The following is a 20101-nucleotide window of genomic DNA, read 5'->3' as shown; positions in this document are numbered from 1 at the left end:
GGGACGCGCAGTTTCAAATTGCCGGGGAAAGGAAGTCACGCTGGTTGATAGCAATTTCCGTCTTGAACAGCGGCGCGTTGCTTTCGGCATGGCGCTTGCGGTGCTCTTGACCCTCGTGGTGCTCGCTTGGGTTTTTTTGCAGATGCCACCGGGGATCGGGCAAACCTTTGCCGAACGAATGAAAATTGTCGCACGAGCCGATTTGTTCGTCATCATCTGGCTAACTGCCGCCATCGCCAATGTTGCACGTCTGCGGTTTTTTTCGTCCGACGATATTGCAGGCAGTAGCCGATCGACGGGGAGCCAGTCAGTCCGGGATGCGGGTGCGATCCTCCAGAATACGCTTGAACAAACGGTGCTGGCCATAAGTGTGCACTTTGCACTGGCAGCCGAAGTCCATACACTCACCCCAACGGCGGCAGGCGCGCTGGCCGGCCTGTTTTCGCTTGGTCGACTGCTTTTCTGGATTGGCTACAGGCACGGAGCGGCACGGCGGGCATTTGGCTTTGCGCTCACCTTTTATCCCAACGTCGGCGTTCTTTTATTTGTTGTTTTCAGCCGGGCGCTTGCTAGTTTTTAACAGAACCAGCGCCACCAAACTCGCCACCCCTGCCCCCGCCAGATAAAGCCCAACCGCGCCAAGCCCACTGTTCTCCGCCAGCGTCTGCGCCACGAACGGCGTTAACCCGCCACCGATCATCCCGCCGACATTGAACCCGATCGACACCCCCGTGTATCGCACCCGCGCAGGGAACAGAGCGGGCAACCACGCCCCCAGCGGCCCATAGACGAACCCCATTACCAGCAACGCCAGCGCTAGAAATCCGAACACCAGACCACTCGACCCGCTGCCCAGCATCACCGGCAACAGCAACCCCGTCGCGATCGTCGCGATACACCCGCCGGTCAGCACCTTGGTCGGCGTGAACCGATCCGCCAGCCATCCGCTGAGCAAAATTCCGGTCGCCATGAACAGGATCGCGCCCAACTGCATCTGCAGGAACTGACTGCGCGAATAACCAAGGGTCGTCGTCCCGTACCCAAGCGCAAAGGCCGTCGCGATGTAGAAGATCGCGAAACAGGCCACCACACCGAACGTCCCGCCGAGGATCGCTTGCCAATGCGACCGGAAAGCCTCGGCAATCGGCACTTTTGGAGGGGCTGCTTTCGCCAGTGACTCGCGAAACTCAGGCGTCTCGGTCAGCTTCAACCTAACCCACAGGCCGATAGCGACCAACAGCGCGCTCGCCAGAAACGGCAGCCGCCAACCCCATGAGCGGAACTGGTCGGGCGTCAGGAGCAGCCCGAGCAACAGGAACATTCCGTTCGCCGCGATGAACCCGACCGGCGCGCCCAATTGCGGAACCATCCCGTAGCGCGCCCGCCAGCCCGGCGGCGCATTCTCGACCGCCAGCAAAGCCGCGCCGCCCCATTCACCACCCAGCCCGAACCCTTGTCCGAACCGGAGCAAGCACAGGATCAATGGCGCGATCCACCCAAGCAACGCGTAACCGGGTAACAAGCCAATCGCCATCGTCGATCCGCCCATGATGAGCAGCGATGCGACCAACGTCGTCTTACGGCCGATGCGGTCGCCATAATGGCCGAACACCACCGCCCCCACCGGTCGGGCAACGAACGCCACGCCGAAACTGGCATAGGCCAGCAGCAACTGCGCCGAACTGGATGTCGACGGAAAGAACAGCGGCCCGATGATCAGACTGGCTGCGGTCGCGTAGATGTAGAAATCGTAGAACTCGACAGCCGTTCCGACCAGGCTTGCCCCGAGCACCCGCTTCGCCGAACCTGATCCCACCGTGTAGCACCCCTTTGATCGTTGCCGTGCATTCCGTGCGCCGGCCGGTCAAGTCCCACGCACCTTGCCCGCGCCCTTGCTCTCGGCCCGGCCGTTCCCTAACTGTTCACAGATGTCCCTGCCCGCGCCCACCGACCAAGACCCACCCTATCTGCGCGGACTCAATGCCCCGCAACGCGAAGCCATCCTCACGACCGACGGCCCTGTCCTGGTGCTGGCGGGTGCCGGCACCGGCAAGACCGCCGCCCTTACTGCCCGGCTCGCGCATCTGCTTTATACCCGCAAGGCCTATCCTTCCGAAATCCTCAGCGTCACCTTCACCAACAAGGCGGCGCGCGAAATGCGCGAGCGCGTCGGGCGTCTGGTGGGCGATACGGTGGAGGGAATGCCGTGGCTGGGCACGTTCCACGCGATTGCTGCAAAGATGCTGCGCCGTCATGCCGAACTCGTCGGGCTGCAATCGAATTTCACCATCCTCGATACCGACGACCAGTTGCGGGTGATGAAACAGCTCATCCGCGCCGCCGAACTCGACGAGAAGCGCTGGACCGCGCGCGCGCTTGGCGGGTTGATCGACCAGTGGAAGAACAAGGGGCTGGTTCCCAAGGACATCGACGCAGGCGAATCTGAACGCTTTGCCAACGGTCGGGGCGGTGAGCTTTACGCGCAATATCAGGCGCGACTGATCGCGCTGAACGCCTGCGATTTCGGGGATCTTCTGCTCCATGTCCTCACCATCCTGAAGGAGCACCGCGACGTACTCGAAAGCTATCAGACCCGCTTTCGCTACATCATGGTCGACGAATATCAGGACACTAATTCCAGCCAGTATCTGTGGCTTCGCCTGCTCGCGCAGACCCGCAAGAACCTCTGCTGCGTCGGTGACGACGACCAGTCGATTTATTCATGGCGCGGCGCGCAGGTCGAAAATATCCTGAAGTTCGAAAAGGATTTTCCCGGCGCCAAGGTCATCCGGCTCGAACAGAATTACCGCTCAACTCCGCACATTCTTGCCGCCGCATCAGGCGTCATCGCCAACAACTCAGGCCGTCTCGGCAAGACGCTGTTTACCGAATTGGCCGACGGCGACAAAGTTCAGGTCATCGGTGTGTGGGACGGCCCTGAAGAAGCCCGTCGCGTCGGCGATGAAATCGAAGGCTGGCAACGTGCCCGCAACTCGCTCGACGCCGTGGCGATCCTGGTGCGCGCGCAGTTTCAGACCCGTGAGTTCGAGGACCGCTTCATCGCCATCGGGATGCCGTACAAGATCGTCGGCGGGTTCCGTTTTTACGAACGCGCCGAAATCCGCGACGCGCTCGCGTACCTCCGCCTCGTTAACCAACCGAGCGACGATCTCGCGCTCGAACGGATCGTTAATATCCCCAAACGCGGGCTTGGTGACAAGGCCGTGGCAAAGGTTCAGCAACTCGCGCGCGCCGCCAATGTGCCGCTATCGGCCGCCGCCGCGATGATCCTCGATACTGACGAACTGACCCCTCAAGCACGCCGCGCGCTTGGCAATCTGGTCGGCGACATTGCCCGTTGGCGCGACATGTCGGGGTCGATGGCGCACCCCGACCTCGCTCGCCAGATCTTCGACGAGAGCGGATACACTGCGATGTTGCAGGCCGACCGCTCCGCCGAAGCCGCCGGTCGATTGGAGAACATGGCCGAACTGGTCCGCGCAATGGAGGAATATGAAAACCTCGGCGCGTTCCTGGAACATGTGTCGCTGGTGATGGACAATGACGCCCAGCGCGACACCGAGAAGGTCACGATTATGACCATTCATGCCGCCAAAGGACTGGAATACGAAAAGGTGTTTCTCGTTGGTTGGGAAGAAGGGGTGTTCCCCTCGCAACGCGCACTCGACGAAGGCGGCCTCGCCAGCCTCGAGGAGGAACGTCGCCTCGCTTATGTCGCCATCACGCGCGCGCGCCGGTCGGCAACGATTCTGCACGCCGCCAACCGCCGCATATATGGCCAGTGGACAAGCAGCATCCCGAGCCGCTTCGTCGGAGAACTTCCCGAGGCAAACGTCGATTCCGAAACCACGATGAGTGGCGGCGCTTCGCTATGGCAGGCCAACTGGTCTGACCGTGCCGACCCCTTTGCCAACGTCGCGCGCGGCACCGGTCGGGGTCCGGGCTGGCAACGCGCCAATGCCGGCGGGTTCACCGCCATTCCTGCCCGCATTGTCGAGGCGCGGGGTTCGGCCATCAGTCTGGGCAACAAGGGTCGCGACGATGTGGCTGTGGGGCTTCGGGTGTTCCATACTAAGTTCGGTTATGGCCTGATTGCCGAAATCGAAGGCAACAAGCTGGAAATCGATTTTGAGATGGCCGGTCGCAAACGCGTGCTAGACAGTTTTATCAGCATTCCCTGAGGGCAACCATTGCTGGCCCGGTGGGTTTCTATCCTGAATTTACAGGAGTCCATGATGCCCTACGTCACGACCAGCGACAACACCCGCCTTTACGTCAAGGAATGGGGTGCAGGGCCACCGGTTATCCTGCTGCACGGTTGGCCGCTGAATGCGGATAGCTGGGACGATATTGGGGTGGGGCTGGCGGAGGCAGGCTTTCATGCCATTGCTTATGACCGTCGCGGCTTCGGCCGGTCGGATCAGCCAGTCGGCGGTTATGATTATGACACACTGGCCGACGATTTGGCGACGGTTATGGAAAAAACCGAATCGAAAAATGCGGCGCTGGTTGGGTTTTCAATGGGCGGCGGCGAAGTCGCGCGATATTTGGCTAAACATGGGTCCGCCAACGTGTCGCACGCCGTGCTGATTTCGTCGGTCGTGCCATATATGCTGAAGACCGATGACAATCCAAAGGGCACCGACCAGTCAGTCTTCGACGGCATGTTGGCGGGTATTCGCAAGGATCGCGGCGATTTCATGCAGAGCTTTGCGAAGACGTTCACCGGCACCGGCTTCATCAGCAAACCAGTTAGCCAGGCGGTCCTCGACACCTTTTTCACTTGGGCGATGCAGGCGGGACTTTCACCGACACTTGCTTGCGCGCGCGCGTTCGCCGCAACCGATTTTCGAGCTGACACAGCGGCATTTACGATGCCGACACTGATCCTGCACGGAACCAGTGACCAGGTTGTCCCGATTGACGGCAGCGCGCGCGAGGCGGCTCGCCTGATCCGGCACGCGCGCCTGGTTGAATATGACGGCGCGCCCCACGCAACATTGGCGACACACAAGGACGAGGTCATTCGCGACCTGGTTGATTTCCTGCGCGGAGAAGGCGAAGTTTCCGAAGAACAAGATATTCGCCGTGCCGCTGCGTTGGATCCAATGCTTGGCGGATTGCAGCCAATCATCTGATGATCCAAAGGGAAGTGGTGAACTCCACCACTTCTCCCTTCGGCATCCGCGATTTTCGATACTATTGGATCGCCCGGATCGCGACTACGCTCGCCCAGACCTCGATGGTCGTAATCATTGGCTACCAGGTTTACGACATTGCGCGGGGCACCTTGGGCATGTCGCTCAGGGAAGCGGCGTTTCAGCTCGGGCTGATCGGCGTAGCCCAATTCCTGCCGCTCGCCCTGTTGACGTTGGTGGTGGGTTGGGTTGCCGATCGCATAGACCGTCGCTGGGTCGCACGCTCGGCGCTGGCACTCGAATGCGGCTGTGCGGTGGCGCTCGCCTGGCTAACCGCCAGTGGTACGATCAGCCTGCCTTGGCTTTTTGCGATCGCTGCCTTGCTGGGTGTCGCGCGTGCCTTTGCCAGCCCCGCCCTGTCTGCGCTCGCGCCCAATTTGGTACCAAAGGAGATCCTGCCCAACGCCATCGCGCTGTCGTCGATCGCGTGGCAGGGGGGATCAGTCGTTGGCCCAGCCATCGGTGGCTATCTTTACGCGACCGGGCATGATGTCCCCTATATCGCCAGCGCGGGACTGTTCGGTGTCGCTTTTTTATGCCTGATGATGATCCGCCCGGTGCCGCGCCCCGAGATGTCGAAATCGCCGCCCTGGATCCAGATGCTGGATGGGCTGCGATATGTTCGTCGAAACAAGCTGGTTCTGGGCGCTATTTCGCTCGATCTTTTTGCGGTCCTGCTGGGGGGGGCGACTGCCATGCTCCCCGTCTATGCGCGCGACTTACTTCATGCCGGACCGGAGGGGCTTGGCCACCTTCGTGCGGCTCCGGCACTGGGTGCAGCGCTGACCGCGCTTTATTTCGCATTCAGGCCGCTCAAAAACAACGTGGGCGTCAAGATGCTGATCGCGGTCGTCGTGTTTGGCGCGGCAACCGTGGTGTTCGGGCTTTCACGCTGGATGCCGCTTTCGCTGGTAGCGCTGGGGGTACTGGGGTCGGCGGACATGCTGTCGGTATACGTGCGGCAATCGCTGATGCAATTGTACACACCAGACGCCATGCGCGGTCGCGTCGGTGCCGTTTCCACGTTGTTCATTTCGGGTTCGAATGAACTTGGTGAGGCCGAATCGGGATTTCTTGCCGCGTTGATCGGCCCAGTCGTTGCCGTTGTCGGTGGCGGGATTGCGGCAATCGTCGTAACATTGCTGTGGGTGCGACTGTTTCCACAGCTCAGGAACGCCCGCACGTTCGACCCGCCGTCCGAAACCGCCCTTGCCAATGCCGTCCTGCAGGAGAAGCCAGCGTGAAAGCATCATCCGTTCTAGAAACCATCGGCAACACAGCGCATATCCGCGTCAACCGACTTTTTCCCGATAGCGAAGTCTGGATAAAATCCGAACGGGCAAACCCCGGGGGGTCGATCAAAGATCGCATTGCGCTGGCAATGGTCGAGGACGCCGAGCGTACCGGCGCGCTGAAGCCCGGCGGCACGATTGTCGAACCAACCAGCGGCAACACTGGCATTGGCCTGGCGATGGTCGCTGCAGTGAAGGGCTATAAGCTTATTCTGGTGATGCCCGAATCGATGTCGCTCGAACGACGTCGGCTGATGCTTGCCTATGGCGCGACGTTCTACCTGACTCCCCGCGAGATGGGCATGAAGGGGGCGATGGAGCGTGGTCTGGAGATCATCGCATCCACTCCGAATTCATGGATGCCGCAACAATTCGAAAACCCGGCCAATATCGACATTCACGCGCGGACGACCGCGATCGAGATCCTCGACGACTTTGCCGACACGCCGCTCGATGCCGTCATCACGGGCGTCGGGACCGGCGGGCATATCACCGGCGTCGCCCAGGTTCTGAAGGCGAAGTGGCCGGGGCTAAAAGTCTTTGCCGTCGAACCGACCCTGTCCCCGGTGATTTCGGGCGGGCAGCCGGGGCCGCATCCCATCCAGGGGATCGGGGCCGGTTTCGTTCCCGCCAACCTTCATACCCAGTTGCTGGATGGCGTGATCCAGGTCGATCCCGCCAATGCCAAAACAATGGCGCGGCGGTCCGCGTCTGAAGAAGGACTGCTGGTCGGCATATCTTCGGGCGCGACGCTCGCGGCGATTGCGCAGAAACTGCCCGACCTTGCGCCCGGTGCGCGGGTGCTCGGGTTCAACTATGATACGGGAGAGCGGTATCTGTCGGTGCCGGACTTCCTGCCCGAATAGCTGCCCGCGCCGGGCCACATGGGTTTCGGCCCATGCGGTTTCAGGTCTAGACCGGACGGGCCACTTCCAGCCGACCCTCGTGCAGGCGCAGGACGCGGTCCATCTGGCGGGCCAGTCGCTCATTATGCGTAGCGACCAGCGCCGCGCTCCCTTCTTCGCGGACCAGTCGCAAGAACTCCGCCAGAACGCGGTCGGCGGTCGCCTCGTCCAGATTGCCCGTCGGTTCGTCGGCCAACACCAGTCGCGGCTTGTTCGCCAATGCCCGACCGACGGCCACGCGTTGCTGCTCGCCCCCTGAAAGCTGGCTCGGCCGATGCGTCAGACGGTGACCAAGACCCAGCGCGCCCAACAGGCTTTCGGCACGCTCCTCCGCCGCAGCGCGGGACGTGCCGAAGATCAGCTGCGGTAGGACGACGTTCTCGCTCGCGCTGAAATCGGGAAGCAGATGATGAAATTGGTAAACGAACCCAAGCGCATCGCGGCGTAACCGGGTGCGACCCTTCGCATCGAGCCTTGCCGCTTCCTCGCCATCGATGCGTATCGAGCCTTCGAACCCGCCCTCCAGCAAACCGACCGCCTGCAGCAAGGTCGACTTGCCTGAGCCCGACGGACCCAGCAGCGCCACGATTTCACCCGGCGCGATGGTCATGTCGATGCCGCGCAGCACGTCGATGGTGACTTCGCCCTGCCGAAACGAACGCGACAGGCCGCTCACGGCCAGGACGTCATTCATAGCGGAGCACCTGCACGGGGTCGGTGCTCGCCGCCTTGAACGCGGGATAGAGAGTAGCGAGGAAACTGAAGATCAGTGCCATCACGGCGATACCGATCACCTCGAACGGATCGGGCTTCGACGGCAATTCCGTAAGGAAGCGGATTGACGGGTCCCACAGGTTCTGACCGGTGACGAACTGCACGCCCTCGATCACCTGCTGGCGGAAAAACAGGAAGAAAAAGCCAAGCGCCAATCCCGCCGCCGTTCCCAGCGCCCCGATCGTCACGCCGACGACAACGAAAATCCTGATCAGCGATTCGCGACTGGCGCCCATCGTGCGCAGGATCGCAATGTCACGGGTCTTGGCGCGGACCAGCATGATCAGTGACGACAGGATGTTGAACACCGCGACGAGAATGATGATCGACAGGACGACGAACATGGCGACGCGTTCGACCGTCAGTGCCTCGAACAACGCCGAATTCATGCTGCGCCAGTCGGTCACGACCCCGCGCGCGCCGACCTTGGCGCCCAAAGGTTCCAGGATCTGGCCGACCTTGTCCGCGTTCGTCGTTTCCAGTTCCACCATCCCGACCGAATCACCCAGCAGCAGGAGCGTCTGTGCATCTGCGATTGGCATCACGACAAAGGCCTTGTCGTAATCATAGACGCCAATCTCGAAGATCGCGGCGACGTTGTAGCTAACAATCCGGGGCACCGTGCCGAACGGCGTGGCCTGCCCGGTAGGTGAAATCAGGCTGATTTCGCCGCCGACCTGAGCGCCGAGCGCTTCTGCCAGCCGCGCGCCGATCGCGACGTTGCCGCTGCCGGGCACCAGCGCATTGAGGCTACCGCCGAGCACTTTCGTCTTCAGCGCGGCATTGTTGCGGATGTCCTCAACGCGCATCCCCCGGACCAAAATACCTTCTACGCGCCCATCGTGGCTGGCCATCAGCGGCTGTTCGATCAGTGGGGTCGCAGAAGTGACGCCGGGTGTGGCTCTGGCCTCCCTCACAATGTCGCGCCAGTCGGGCAACCGGCCCCCGAAACCCTGAACGACGGCGTGGCCGTTCAAGCCCACGATCTTGTCGAACAGTTCGGCGCGAAACCCATTCATGACGCTCATGACGATAATCAGCGCGGCCACGCCCAGCATCACTGCAACCAGGCTGATCGATGCGACCAGAAAAATGAAGCCCTCCCCCTTTCCCGGCAGGAGGTAACGGCGCGTTATCATCATTTCATAAGGGGAAAGTAACATATTGGCCTCGCCTTAGGGTTCCGCGCAATATCCCGCAACCACGACCAACGTGTTGCGAAATGAACACAGGGCGCCCCAAATCGATAGCGGCATGGCGTTCGCTTCGTGACATGCGTCCATACCGGTCATAACGACATAGTTCTGAAACGAATGGCAACGGCCGCGGTTCGGGGAGATCCAGTCTCCGCTGCACACATCAATAGGGGAATGTGCAGCGTTGCAGGTCGGATTTTAAAGGGGGCTGACGAGCGATCGTCACGCAGGCGCCCGGGCTGGAAACGGTCCGGGCGTTTTCATGTCCGGTTAGTAAGTCCTCCCCTCCGGCTCCCGCCGAAGGGAAGCGTTTGGCTCAACTTCCGAAGCGATAGCGTGCTGTCACCTGGAACGTGCGGGGATCGCCCGGCAGGCCCGAGATCAGTCCGGAATTGCCCGACTGCGGCGTCAGCAGCTGCAGGTAATTCTTGTCGAACACGTTGCGGACCAGCGCGAAAACCTCCCACCCATTTTCCGACGCAAAGCCGATCCGCGCGTTGAACAGCGTATAGGCATCGATCCGGAGGTATTTCGAATCGGACGAATCGGCATAAAAGGATGATCGGTAATTGGCGTCGACGCCGACATAAGCGCTGCCGTTGCTGACCGAACGGCGATATTCAGTGCCCGCCGACAGTCCCCATTTCGACGATCCGGGCAGTTGCTGTCCCGACAGGTCGCAAACAACCGTCGTATTGGTGATCTGCTCCAGCGGGCACGGCGCATTCTTGAACGACACATATTTCGCGTCGGTATAGGCACCGCGAACATAGCCCGAAAATCCGCTGATCGGCGCGATCGACAGGTCGAACTCCGCACCCTGGCTGCGGACCCGCTCGACGTTGGCGAGATAGCCGCGCAATGCGCCGGGCCCATTATCGACGACATTGGCCTGGAAATCCTTCACGTCGGTGCGAAAGATGGCGAAGTTTGCGGTCAGAAGATGGTGAAACCACTGCGTTTTCAGGCCCGCTTCGTAGGTCTGGTTGCGCTCTGGATTTACCACCGCCCGGTTCAAAGCGGGGTTATTCGATGCGTTGAATGGCAGACCCGCAAGGTTGATGCCGCCCGACTTGAACCCCCGCGCATAGCCCGCGTAGATCAGCACGTCGGGAACAGGTTGCCACGAAAAGTTTGCATCTCCCGTCAGCGCGCTGGCGTTGAAAGCGACCGAATAAGCCTGCGGACGGAATATCGAAAGCTTGGCAGCATTCAGGGCGTCAATCTGCGGTTGCATATAAGCCGGGGTCACTGTCGCTGGATCGAGCCCACCATTGACGACCGCTGCATAGTCGGCGTCCTTCTTTTCATAGGTGTAGCGCAAGCCCGGCGTGAAGTGCAGCCTCGGCGTGATATTCCAGGTCGCCTGTGCGAAGCCGGCATAGCTCTGAATGGTGGAAACCGCCTTTGACGTGGTGATGTAGCCGTCAATCAGGTTTTCAGGAACGTCAACAGTGGTCGTGACCCCGCCCGAGGTTCGGGTCGTCTTTGGCCCGATCAGCCAGTAAGCCCCCTGCGCGCCCCATTCGGTTACGTTCTGGCCCCTCAGCTTCTGATAATAAGCATAAAAGCCAACGGTATAATCGATCGTGTTCTTGCCGTTGGAGGACAGGCGCAGTTCCTGGCTATACTGGTTTTGCTGCACCGGATTGGCCGACTGCCGGATGATGTCGAGCGAAGTGTAATCGCGGTCGTTGGCGGGCTGCCAGTTCCAGTAGCGCCACGCCGTGATCGATGTCAGGGTCGCCGCGCCAAGGTCGAGACTACCCGTCAGCGACAGGCCACCCAATTCCGACCGGGCATTTAACCGGCCGTCCACGTCGGACAGGCGGTCACGATAATTCAGGCTAGGCGGTGCATAATTATAGTGCGCGGCGAGTGCGGCGTATTGCTTGTCGGGGGTCTTTCCGGTCAATCCGGCGCGCACGAACACTTGTGTGCAGCAGTCTGGATTCTGGATATTGATGTCGCCGCTCAGCCGGAAGTTCAGGGTCGGCGTGGCATTCCAGAGCAGCTGGCCGCGCGCGACAAAATTGTCGAGGTCGTTGACATTGCGGCCGGTCGCCGTCGACCGCACAAACCCGTCGCGCGTGGTGTAACCCACTGACAGGCGGCCAGCGACGCGGTCACCGACCAGTGGCCCCGAGATCGAGGCTTTCAGCTGACCGAACCTGTGTGTGCCCCCCGACCCTTCGAACTGCCCCTCTGGCGTGAAGCTGGGTGTCAGCGTCGAGATGTTGATGGCGCCCGCTGTGGTATTCTTGCCGAACAATGTGCCCTGCGGCCCACGCAGGATTTCGACGCGCTCGACGTCAAGCAAGTCGAAGGCGGCAGCAGCGGGGCGGCTGTTATAGACCCCGTCGACATAGAAGCCGACGCCCTGCTCCAGACCGTCGTTGGCTAGGCCATAGGACACGCCAAGCCCACGAATGTTGAGCGAAGTATTGCGCGGGTTCGACGATGTAAATTGCAACGTCGGCGCAAGCTGCGTGATCTGCGCCAGCGAGAATGTCGCCTGCTGCGCCAGCGAAACGCCGCTCAGGACCGACAACGCGATCGGCACGTCCTGGGCTCGCTCCTCACGACGGCGGGCGGTGACGACAATCGCCCCCGGATCGCTGTCGATGGCCGTCTCGGCCGATTGGGGAGAAGTGGGATCGGGCGCCGCCACCTGTGAATGCGCCACGATCGGAGATGCAGTCGACAGCAATATGCTGAGATAGATCGCGTTCTTTTTCATGTAAGGCTCCCTGGTCGCGATCCTAGTCCACCAAAATGGTATGAATTGAAAGCCCAGAAAAGAATGCGCCGTCGAAAGCTTAGCTTTTTAGACCAGACGGCTCTGCTTGACCGCGGCCTCGATGAAACTCGCAAACAGGGGGTGCGGGTCGAAAGGCTTGGATTTCAGTTCCGGATGGAACTGAACGCCGACGAACCAGGGATGATCGGGACGTTCGACGATCTCGGGTAATGTGCCATCGGGCGACATTCCCGAAAAACGCAAACCGCCCGCCTCCAGCATATCGCGATAGTGGACATTGACCTCGTAGCGATGCCGGTGCCGTTCGGAGATTGCTGCGTTGCCATAGATCGCCGCGACATGACTGTTCCCTGCCAGCGTCGCATCATAGGCACCCAGCCGCATCGTGCCGCCCATGTCGCCATCGGCTGCCCGCTTCTGGAGACCCTCGGCACCCATCCATTCGGTGATCAGTCCCACCACCGGTTCCGGCGTCGGCCCGAATTCGGTGGTCGAAGCAGCGGCGATACCAGCGGTGTTCCGCGCGCCTTCGATGCACGCCATCTGCATACCCAGGCAAATTCCGAAGAACGGCACATTGCGTTCGCGGGCAAAGCGGACGCTCGCAATCTTGCCCTCGCTGCCGCGCTCGCCAAAGCCGCCGGGGACCAATATGGCATCCATCGGTTCCAGTTCGGCGGCAATGTCGCGACCATCCTCAAACATCTCGGCATCGAGCCACTTGACCCGCACCTTCACCCGGTTGGCAATCCCGCCGTGCACAAGCGCCTCGTGTAGCGACTTGTAGGCGTCAGGCAGGCCAACGTATTTGCCCACGACGCCGATAGTCACCTCGCCCTCCGGATTGGCAAGGCGCTCGGCAATGTCGGTCCAGCGCGACAGTTCGGGGTCGCCCTCGGGTTCGATGCCAAAGGCGCGCAGGACTTCGTCGTCGAGCCCCTCGGCATGATATTGCAACGGGACGTTGTAAATACTGACAGCGTCGAGCGCAGGAATAACCGCCTCTTGCCGGACGTTGCAGAACAAGGCGATCTTGGCGCGATCGCTGACCGGTAAAAACTGCTCGCACCGGCAAACGAGCACATCGGGCTGAACGCCCAGCGCCGTCAGTTCGCGGACCGAATGTTGGGTGGGCTTGGTCTTCAGTTCACCGGCCGCTGCGATGAAGGGCACGAGAGTCACGTGGATCGACACTGAATTGCCGCGACCCAGGTCGTTGCGAAGCTGGCGAATCGCCTCGATGAAGGGCAGCGATTCAATGTCGCCAACGGTCCCGCCGATCTCGCACAGCACGAAATCGACATCATCGGTCTGGTTCATCGCAAAGATTTTCAGCGCATCGGTCACATGCGGGATGACCTGCACCGTCGCGCCCAGATAATCACCACGCCGCTCGCGCTGGATGATCTGTTGGTAGATCCGGCCCGACGTCACATTGTCCGACTGCCGCGATGCCACGCCGGTGAACCGTTCATAGTGGCCAAGGTCCAGATCGGTCTCTGCACCGTCGTCGGTCACATAGACCTCGCCATGTTGATACGGCGACATCGTGCCGGGATCAACGTTCAGATAGGGATCGAACTTGCGAATGCGGACGGTATAGCCACGCGCCTGCAAAAGCGCCGCCAGCGATGCCGCCATAAGACCTTTGCCAAGCGAGGAAACCACGCCGCCGGTGATAAAAATGAACCGTGCCATGGGAAGATGGGCTTAACCGCGAGCGCAGGCATAGCGCAAGGAGGCGACTCGCGATGGCCGCACGTTACCCTTGCGATAAACTGCACCCAGACGGTTAGTTGCCGTTACCTGCGGGCTTTGGTGCGGGCGCCACCGTAGTCGCGGGAGCTGGCGTCGGAGCCGGAACCGCCGGGGTGATGACGGCTGGCTTGGCAGGCGTCTCAACCGGCTTGGCAGCGAGAGGCTTCGACGGCGCTGGCTCAATAGCTGGCTTGCGCACATTCTTGGGTTCGTCGGCCCGTGGCGCCACGGCGCGGACGGTCTCGGTGCTGACCGGGCCGGGAACGGGGACCGGTGCCGATACGACCGGTACAGCATTGTTGCCAGCAGCAGCGGCGGCTGCCAGCGGATCGCCGTTCAGGGGAACCGCAGGGGCCGGGGCAGCGGGCGCGGGTGTGCGCGCCAGCGATGTATCGATTGTCCGCGAAGACGCACTGCGCGACGCGACGACCGCGCTGGCGATCGACAGGAGGATGAACAGGCTTGCCAGGACGGTCGTCGCCCGCGTGAGGAAATCGGCGGCACCGCGTGCCGACATCAGGCCACTGGGACTGCCACCCATGCCCAGGCCGCCACCTTCCGAACGCTGCATCAGGATGACCCCGACCAGCGTCGCCGTAATGATGGCATGAATGACGAGCAGAAAGGTCAGCATCGGTGCAAATTCTCTATGTCGAGCGCGGGGATCGAGCGCGGGAAAGCGCGAGCCTCTAGCCCGTCGTGCCGCTGCGGGCAACCATGGCCGCTGCTGCAACGATTGGCAGGAAATCGGCCGCGGTCAGGCTTGCCCCGCCGACCAACGCGCCGTCGACATTGGTCACACTCATCAATGCATCGGCGTTCGCGGCCTTGACCGACCCGCCATAAAGGATGCGCACGACCGGCCCGACGACGGCACGGATGGCGGCGTGCATCGCGGCCACGTCGTCTACCGTCGGCGTCCGCCCCGTCCCGATTGCCCAGACCGGTTCATAGGCGACAACCAGTCCTTCGCGCGCATCAGGCAGCGACCCCGCAAGCTGTCGTTCGACGACCGCAATCGCCTCTCCGGCATCACGCTGCGCCAATGTTTCGCCGACGCAGACGATGGTGATCAATCCGCCCGCCTGGGCCGCTTGCGCCTTTGCCCTGACCATGGCGTCGGTCTCGAAATTGTCGGCGCGCCGTTCGCTATGGCCGACGATGCATATTGTCGCGCCCGCTTCCTTCAACATCGCCGCCGACACGCAGCCGGTGTGCGCCCCGGCGGTTTCCGAATGACAATCCTGCGCGCCGATCGTGACGCCCAGTCGGGCTGCCGCCGCGATCAGCGTAAAGGGCGGACAAAGCGCGACATCGACGTTGCCGGGCAGGTTTTCGGCAATTGTTGCGATTTCGGCAAGGGCGGCAAGGCTGCCGTGCATCTTCCAGTTTCCAGCGATCAGCTTGCGTAGTTTCATGCCCGCGTCCTATGGGGGCTTCCATCATTGCTCAAGGCCGGATTTCCGCTTCATGATGTCTTTCTTTCGCCGTTTCGCAGCTTCGCCGCTGGGCATCGGAGTATTTGCAATCATCCTGATCGCATTTGTCGTCACCCTTTACGAGGGCAAGGGCGGCATGGGTCTGGCCGGGGCCGGCGGTGGATCGCTGGCGTCGGTCGACGGTACGAAGATCACCGAGGCGGAGGTGCGGCAACGCGTCCAGACGCAGCTGGAGGCCGCGCGCCAGCAATCGCCCGGCCTGACGATGGCGGCATTTGTCGCTGATGGGGGTGTCGAGGATACCATCGACCAGATCCAGAATGGCCGGACACTGGAGGAATTTGCCGTTTCGCAAGGCATGAACGCCAGCAAGCGACTGGTCGACGGCCAGATTGCAAGCATCCCCGCGTTCAACGGGCCGACTGGAAAGTTCGATCGCAATATCTACCTGTCGACGCTTGCCCGTCGTAAAATCCCGGAAAACGAATTGCGCGCCGATTTTGCGCGGGAAGTGCTGACCAAGGGGTTGTTAACCCCGGTCGTCGGGGGTGCACAAATGCCCGCGACGCTGGTTCGTCCCTATGCGGCGTTGCTGCTTGAAAACCGGACGGGACTGGTCGGCGCGGTGCCCAGTGCCGCCTTTGCCAATCTGCCGCCACTGACCGACGCGCAGATCGCGACATTCTACAGTCGCAACATCGCGCGCTACACGCTGCCCGAACGCCGCGTGGTCCGCTACGCCCTGTTCGACCGAAGCCGATTCGCGGGCAAGAACGCCCCTACCGACGCGGAAATCGCGAATGCCTACAAGGCGGGCGCGGCCAAATATGCCGCCAGTGAAAAGCGCGGCTTCACGCAGGTCATCGTCCAGACCAAAGCACAAGCCGAACAGCTCTTGGCGCAGGTCAGGGGAGGCACCTCGCTGACCGACGTTGCCAAGGCTGCGGGTCGCGCGCCCCTGATTGTTCCGCCGGGCGACCAAGCCTCTTTTGCAAAGCTGACGAGCCCCGCCGTCGCGCAGGCCGCATTTGCCGCGCCGAAGAATGGTTTTGCCGCTGTTGTCCAGTCGGGCCTCGGCTTTCATCTGGTCCATGTCGATGCCGTGAATTCAACCGCTGCCAAGACGCTAACAGAAGTCCGGCCCGTCATCGTCGCCGAACTGGCCAAACAGAAGGCCGACCAGGCCGCGGCGGCATTCGTGGCAAAGCTGGGCGACGAGGTCGACGGCGGCGCAACCTTCGACGAAGTGGCCAAAAAATATGGATTGACCGCCCAGACCACGCCGCCGCTGACGTCGGGCGGACTGGATCCCGACCAGCCTGTGCTGCAGGTCGGGCCGGACCTGACGATCGTGTTGCGCGATGCATTTCTGGCTGAACCCGATGACAACGCGGCTGTCGCGACGCTTGGTACCGGCAGGGGCTTTGCACTTTGGCATCTCGACAAGGTGGTTCCGTCCGCGCCCCGACCCTTGGCGCAGGCCCGGGCGGTGGTTGTCGAACAGGCCACGCGCGATGCGGCCTCGCGCGCCGCAAAGAAAATTGCCGATGCCATAGCCGCCAACGTCAATCGCGGCATGCCAATGGCGCAGGCGATTGCCGGGGCCGGGGTTAAGCTGCCGGCGCCACGTCCCGCCGGTGGCAAGCGCATCGACATCGCGCGTGCGGGTGACAAGGTGCCGCCGCCCGTCGCGCTGCTGTTCGCCATGCCCGAAAAACGCGCAAAGGTGCTCGGCATCGCCGATCAGCAGGGTTGGTATATCGTTTATCTCGACAAAATCGACCGGGGCGACACCGCGGTCGAGCCAGGTTTGATCCAGGCGACTCAACAACAGCTTTCGCGGGTTATCGGTGACGAATATGCCGCTCAGTTCGTGTCGGCGTTGAAAGCGCAGGCCAAGGCATCGCGCGATACCGCCGCGATTGAGGCGCTGAAGCGTTCGCTGGTCGGTGGCTCGGCGGGCCAGTGAGCGCCACCGCATGACGCCCGGCGATGATGACGCGGCGACTGCGACGCTGGCTGCGGGGCGTCCGGCGCTGGTCTGGCGCAGCGCGATTGCCGATACCGAAACGCCGGTGTCGGCGGCACTGAAGCTGATTGAACCGGGGCGTGGCGATTTCCTGCTCGAATCGGTTGAAGGCGGTGCCGTTCGGGGTCGCTACAGCCTGATCGGTCTCGCGCCCGACCTGGTGTTCCGGGCACATGGTAATACAGCGGAAATCAACGACCGCTGGCTGACCGACCGCGATGCTTTTACGCGCGTCGGCGAAAAGACGCTGGCGGCGCTGCGCTCGCTCGTCGCATCATGCCGTATCGATGTTCCAGCAGGATTACCCGGCGTCCTTGCCTGTCTGGTCGGCTATTTCGGCTATGAGACCGTTGGGCTGGTCGAAGATTTGCCGCGCCCGCCCGCCAATCCACTTGACCTACCCGACATGATGTTCGTGCGACCGACGCTGATCCTCGTCTTCGATCGTCTTGCCGACCGTCTTTATCTGGTGGCGCCGGTCTGGCCCGGTGGCGATCCTGCCAAGCTGGTCGCCGCCGCGCTCGACCGCATCCACGCCGCTTCAGCGCGTCTTGCCCGACCGTTGGCGCAAGTCGCCCCTGCCGACGTTACGGAATTGCCCGACCCGACCCCCGTGCTGCCGCAGGGGCGCTACGGCGAGATGGTGGCGCGCGCGCAACGCTACATCGCGGCGGGGGACATTTTCCAGGTCGTGCTGGCGCAGCGTTTCACCCTGCCCTTCGCTTTGCCTGCATTCGACCTCTATCGCGCGCTGCGGCGGATCAACCCGTCGCCGTTCCTTTATCATCTCGATCTCCCCGGCTTTGCACTGACGGGGTCCAGCCCCGAGATCCTGGTCCGCGTGCGCGATGATGAAGTCACGATTCGGCCCATCGCGGGAACCCGCCCACGCGGTAAGACCGCCGCCGAGGATACCGAAAACCGCGCGTCGCTGTTGGCCGACCCAAAGGAGCGCGCCGAACATCTGATGCTCCTCGACCTCGGTCGCAACGACGTCGGCCGTGTCGCGACCTCGGGCAGCGTAACCGTCACCGACAGCTATACGGTGGAATATTACAGCCACGTCATGCACATCGTATCCAACGTCATCGGCCAGCTTGCGCCGGGCAAGGACGCGCTCGATGCCCTGTTCGCGGGTTTCCCCGCAGGCACCGTCAGCGGCGCGCCGAAGGTCCGCGCGTGCCAGGTCATCGCCGAACTCGAACTCGAAACGCGCGGTGCCTATGCGGGCGGCGTTGGTTATTTCAGCCCCGACGGATCGATGGACAGTTGCATCGTCCTGCGTACCGCCGTCGTGAAGGACGGCGTCATGCACGTCCAGGCTGGGGCCGGCATTGTTGCCGACAGCGACCCCGCGTCCGAACAGCGCGAGTGCGAGGCGAAGGCGGGCGCCCTGTTTGCCGCCGCCCGCGAGGCCGTCACCCGCTCTAACGAGGCTGGTTTCGGTCAATGACGCAGCCTAAGGCCACCCGATGATCCTTGTCATCGACAATTACGACAGCTTTACCTGGAATCTCGTTCACTATCTGATGGAACTGGGTGCCGAGGTCGAAGTCGTTCGCAACGATCAAATTTCGGTCCGGCAAGCGATGTCGAGCGGTGCCGAAGCCTTTCTGATTTCGCCCGGCCCCTGCACTCCCAGAGAGGCTGGCATTTCGCTCGACCTGGTCGCCGCCGCTGCCCTGGCTGGTCGGCCCTTGCTCGGCGTCTGCCTCGGCCACCAGGCGATCGGCCACCATTTCGGCGGCAACGTCGTGCGCGGCGGCCTGATGCACGGCAAGACTTCCGACATCGGCCATGACGGGACCGGCGTCTTTGCAGGCCTGCCGACGCCCTTCATCGCTACCCGCTACCACTCGCTGATCGTCCAGGACGTGCCCCCCAGCCTGGTCGCCAACGCCGTTGCCCCCGACGGCAGCGTGATGGGCCTGCGCCATACAACGCTCCCCATCCACGGCGTCCAGTTCCACCCCGAAAGCATCGCCACCGAACACGGCCACCGCCTGCTCGCCAATTTCATGACGCTGGCTGGAATGACCGTAAAGCCCGGACCCCGCCTGAAGGCTCTACTATGAGGCTGCCCGATACGTCGGTCCCGCTGGCCGCCGACGAAGCCCGCGCTGCCTTCGACGCGATCCTCGATGGCACCGCCGACGACACCGAAACCGCGCGGTTTCTGTCGGTCATGGCCGATCGCGACGAAACTGCCATTGAAATTGCCGCTGCCGCCGCTGCCATGCGCGCCCGGATGATCCCCGTCGAAGCGCCCGTCGGAGCGATCGACGTTTGTGGCACGGGCGGCGACGGGAGCCACAGCCTGAATGTCTCCACCGCCGTCGCCATCCTCGTCGCCGCCTGCGGTGTCCCGGTCGCCAAACACGGCAACCGTGCCGCATCGTCCAGGGCCGGAGCGGCCGACACGCTCGAAGCCCTCGGCCTCGACCTCGACCGCGCGTCGCAAACCGCCGAAGCCACGCTCGCCGACCTAGGGCTCTGCTTCCTGTTCGCCCAGAAACATCACCCCGCGCTGGCAAGGCTTGCCCCGATCCGCAAGGCCATCGGGCGGCGCACCGTGTTCAACCTGACCGGCCCCGCCGCCAATCCCGCGGGCGTTCCCCGCCAGCTTATCGGCGTCGCGCGGCCCGATTTCCTGCCGGTCTTTGCCGAAGCGCTCATTTTGCTGGACACCGAGGACGCCATGCTCGTCGCCGGAGACGAACCCCTCGAC

General features: G+C 62.4%; 15 protein-coding genes and 1 pseudogene. 9 read left to right on the top strand and 7 right to left on the bottom strand.

The genetic code is table 11. The annotated features are described in order from the left end of the window. The first annotated feature begins 88 nt into the window (after nucleotides 1-88). Nucleotides 89-580: an MAPEG family protein gene (locus Q0R02_RS04385; RefSeq protein ID WP_293881194.1), complete on the top strand. Its 492-nt coding sequence runs from the start codon at nucleotides 89-91 to the stop codon at nucleotides 578-580. Here the strand turns inward: Q0R02_RS04385 and Q0R02_RS04380 are convergent. Further along, nucleotides 542-1816, bottom strand: a complete 1275-nt coding sequence (locus tag Q0R02_RS04380; RefSeq protein ID WP_293881193.1) for an MFS transporter — start codon at nucleotides 1814-1816, stop codon at nucleotides 542-544. The genes Q0R02_RS04385 and Q0R02_RS04380 overlap by 39 nt on opposite strands. 112 nt (nucleotides 1817-1928) lie before the next feature. Between Q0R02_RS04380 and Q0R02_RS04375 the strand changes: the two genes are divergently transcribed. Genes Q0R02_RS04375 through cysK form a run of 4 tightly spaced genes read left to right on the top strand, consistent with a single transcriptional unit; the run spans nucleotide 1929 to nucleotide 7377 of the window. After that, the gene (locus Q0R02_RS04375) at nucleotides 1929-4202 is read left to right on the top strand and encodes an ATP-dependent helicase (RefSeq protein WP_293881192.1); all 2274 of its coding nucleotides are present in this window, start codon (nucleotides 1929-1931) and stop codon (nucleotides 4200-4202) included. A 54-nt stretch (nucleotides 4203-4256) separates the two neighbouring features. After that, the gene (locus Q0R02_RS04370) at nucleotides 4257-5159 is read left to right on the top strand and encodes an alpha/beta hydrolase (protein ID WP_293881191.1); all 903 of its coding nucleotides are present in this window, start codon (nucleotides 4257-4259) and stop codon (nucleotides 5157-5159) included. 17 nt (nucleotides 5160-5176) lie between these two features. Further along, nucleotides 5177-6463 carry an MFS transporter gene (locus Q0R02_RS04365; RefSeq protein ID WP_293881190.1) on the top strand — a complete coding sequence of 429 codons (1287 nt, stop codon included), beginning with the start codon at nucleotides 5177-5179 and terminating at the stop codon, nucleotides 6461-6463. Next, nucleotides 6460-7377, top strand: coding sequence for a cysteine synthase A (cysK, locus tag Q0R02_RS04360; protein WP_293881189.1), 918 nt, complete (start codon nucleotides 6460-6462; stop codon nucleotides 7375-7377). Before Q0R02_RS04365 ends, cysK begins: the two co-directional genes overlap by 4 nt. A 46-nt stretch (nucleotides 7378-7423) precedes the next feature. Here the strand turns inward: cysK and Q0R02_RS04355 are convergent, their stop codons facing one another. The 6 genes and pseudogenes from Q0R02_RS04355 to tpiA all read right to left on the bottom strand — a co-directional run bounded on the left by Q0R02_RS04355 (nucleotide 7424) and on the right by tpiA (nucleotide 15323). Beyond that, nucleotides 7424-8110, bottom strand: coding sequence for an ABC transporter ATP-binding protein (locus tag Q0R02_RS04355; protein WP_293881188.1), 687 nt, complete (start codon nucleotides 8108-8110; stop codon nucleotides 7424-7426). After that, a complete protein-coding gene (locus Q0R02_RS04350; protein ID WP_293881187.1) occupies nucleotides 8103-9353 on the bottom strand; it encodes a lipoprotein-releasing ABC transporter permease subunit in 1251 nt (416 codons plus the stop codon). Before Q0R02_RS04350 ends, Q0R02_RS04355 begins: the two co-directional genes overlap by 8 nt. A gap of 349 nt (nucleotides 9354-9702) precedes the next feature. Next, nucleotides 9703-12126 (bottom strand): TonB-dependent receptor, encoded by a 2424-nt coding sequence (locus Q0R02_RS04345; protein WP_293881186.1) that lies wholly within the window; start codon nucleotides 12124-12126, stop codon nucleotides 9703-9705. Between the two features lie 87 nt (nucleotides 12127-12213). Next, complete coding sequence (locus Q0R02_RS04340) at nucleotides 12214-13845, bottom strand: CTP synthase (protein ID WP_293881185.1); 1632 nt, start codon at nucleotides 13843-13845, stop codon at nucleotides 12214-12216. Between the two features lie 370 nt (nucleotides 13846-14215). Continuing rightward, a pseudogene (gene secG, locus Q0R02_RS04335) lies at nucleotides 14216-14539 on the bottom strand (preprotein translocase subunit SecG); the annotation flags it as partial. A gap of 55 nt (nucleotides 14540-14594) precedes the next feature. Next, nucleotides 14595-15323 (bottom strand): triose-phosphate isomerase, encoded by a 729-nt coding sequence (tpiA, locus tag Q0R02_RS04330; RefSeq protein ID WP_293881184.1) that lies wholly within the window; start codon nucleotides 15321-15323, stop codon nucleotides 14595-14597. Nucleotides 15324-15375: 52 nt separating this feature from the next. Between tpiA and Q0R02_RS04325 the strand changes: the two genes are divergently transcribed. The 4 genes from Q0R02_RS04325 to trpD all read left to right on the top strand — a co-directional run. Continuing rightward, entirely contained in the window at nucleotides 15376-17313 is a 1938-nt protein-coding gene (locus Q0R02_RS04325; RefSeq protein WP_293881183.1) for a peptidylprolyl isomerase, read from the top strand. Nucleotides 17314-17323: 10 nt separating this feature from the next. Further along, a complete protein-coding gene (gene trpE, locus Q0R02_RS04320) occupies nucleotides 17324-18826 on the top strand; it encodes an anthranilate synthase component I (protein ID WP_293881181.1) in 1503 nt (500 codons plus the stop codon). Nucleotides 18827-18845: 19 nt separating this feature from the next. After that, the gene (locus Q0R02_RS04315) at nucleotides 18846-19448 is read left to right on the top strand and encodes an aminodeoxychorismate/anthranilate synthase component II (protein ID WP_293881179.1); all 603 of its coding nucleotides are present in this window, start codon (nucleotides 18846-18848) and stop codon (nucleotides 19446-19448) included. Beyond that, nucleotides 19445-20101, top strand: a 657-nt coding sequence (gene trpD / locus Q0R02_RS04310) for an anthranilate phosphoribosyltransferase (RefSeq protein ID WP_293881177.1), incomplete at its 3' end; no start/stop codon positions are given. The genes Q0R02_RS04315 and trpD, both read left to right, overlap by 4 nt.

Source organism: Sphingomonas sp., from assembly GCF_025353885.1.
Lineage (GTDB): Bacteria > Pseudomonadota > Alphaproteobacteria > Sphingomonadales > Sphingomonadaceae > Sphingomonas_O.
This window is presented reverse-complemented; position numbering and strand designations above follow the sequence as displayed.

Excerpts from the sequence above, each read along its gene's own strand:
- Q0R02_RS04385 (WP_293881194.1), top strand. The coding sequence starts at position 89 with ATGGCGCTTGCGGTGCTCTTGACCCTCGTGGTGCTCGCTTGGGTTTTT.
- Q0R02_RS04375 (WP_293881192.1), top strand. The coding sequence starts at position 1,929 with ATGTCCCTGCCCGCGCCCACCGACCAAGACCCACCCTATCTGCGCGGA.
- Q0R02_RS04370 (WP_293881191.1), top strand. The coding sequence starts at position 4,257 with ATGCCCTACGTCACGACCAGCGACAACACCCGCCTTTACGTCAAGGAA.
- Q0R02_RS04355 (WP_293881188.1), bottom strand. The coding sequence starts at position 8,110 with ATGAATGACGTCCTGGCCGTGAGCGGCCTGTCGCGTTCGTTTCGGCAG.
- Q0R02_RS04350 (WP_293881187.1), bottom strand. The coding sequence starts at position 9,353 with ATGTTACTTTCCCCTTATGAAATGATGATAACGCGCCGTTACCTCCTG.
- Q0R02_RS04345 (WP_293881186.1), bottom strand. The coding sequence starts at position 12,126 with ATGAAAAAGAACGCGATCTATCTCAGCATATTGCTGTCGACTGCATCT.
- Q0R02_RS04340 (WP_293881185.1), bottom strand. The coding sequence starts at position 13,845 with ATGGCACGGTTCATTTTTATCACCGGCGGCGTGGTTTCCTCGCTTGGC.
- tpiA (WP_293881184.1), bottom strand. The coding sequence starts at position 15,323 with ATGAAACTACGCAAGCTGATCGCTGGAAACTGGAAGATGCACGGCAGC.
- Q0R02_RS04325 (WP_293881183.1), top strand. The coding sequence starts at position 15,376 with ATGATGTCTTTCTTTCGCCGTTTCGCAGCTTCGCCGCTGGGCATCGGA.
- trpE (WP_293881181.1), top strand. The coding sequence starts at position 17,324 with ATGACGCCCGGCGATGATGACGCGGCGACTGCGACGCTGGCTGCGGGG.
- Q0R02_RS04315 (WP_293881179.1), top strand. The coding sequence starts at position 18,846 with ATGATCCTTGTCATCGACAATTACGACAGCTTTACCTGGAATCTCGTT.